This window comes from Verminephrobacter aporrectodeae subsp. tuberculatae (genome assembly GCF_026127385.1).
GTDB classification, from domain to species: Bacteria; Pseudomonadota; Gammaproteobacteria; order Burkholderiales; family Burkholderiaceae_C; genus Acidovorax; species Acidovorax aporrectodeae.
This window is the reverse complement of sequence record NZ_QZCX01000013.1, coordinates 1-506: the sequence shown is the minus strand read 5'-3', so window position 1 is coordinate 506 and position 506 is coordinate 1. Positions and strand designations below refer to the sequence as shown.

The window sequence follows — 506 nt, the reverse complement described above, 5'->3', positions numbered from 1 at the left end:
TTTCGATGCGAGCAAGATAGACCTCTCGAACGCGAACGGCACACTGGGTCCTCTGACGGCCAGCGCAGACGGAAAAACCTGGACCGCGACCTTCACGCCCAGCGCCAACATAAACGACGCGAGCAACACCATCGGCGTGAACATGAGCGGTGTGCGGGACCTGGCGGGCAATAGCGCGACGGGCACGATCGCCAGCGCCAACTACACCGTGGACACCCGGGCAGCCGACACCACGCCCCCGGTAATCCACACCGCCGTGGTCACCGGCAACCAACTGGTGCTGACCTACACCGAAGAGGGCAGCCTGGATGCCGCCAACACCGCAGCCGCATCGGCCTTTGCGGTCAGCAGCGCAGGCAATGCGGCCATTAGCGTGAACAGCGTGGCCGTATCGGGCAAGACCGTGACGCTGACGCTGAGCCGCGCCGTGACCAGCGCGGAGACCACCGTGACCGTGAGCTACACCAAGCCCGCGAGCGGCAACAACGTCATTCAGGACGCGGCAA

Annotated in this window: 1 protein-coding gene; it reads left to right on the top strand. The window is 65.0% G+C overall.

Annotated elements, in window-relative coordinates; all coding sequences use genetic code 11:
• Positions 1-506: SwmB domain-containing protein (locus D5041_RS21895; protein ID WP_265285831.1), on the top strand; the 506-nt coding region annotated here is incomplete at both ends.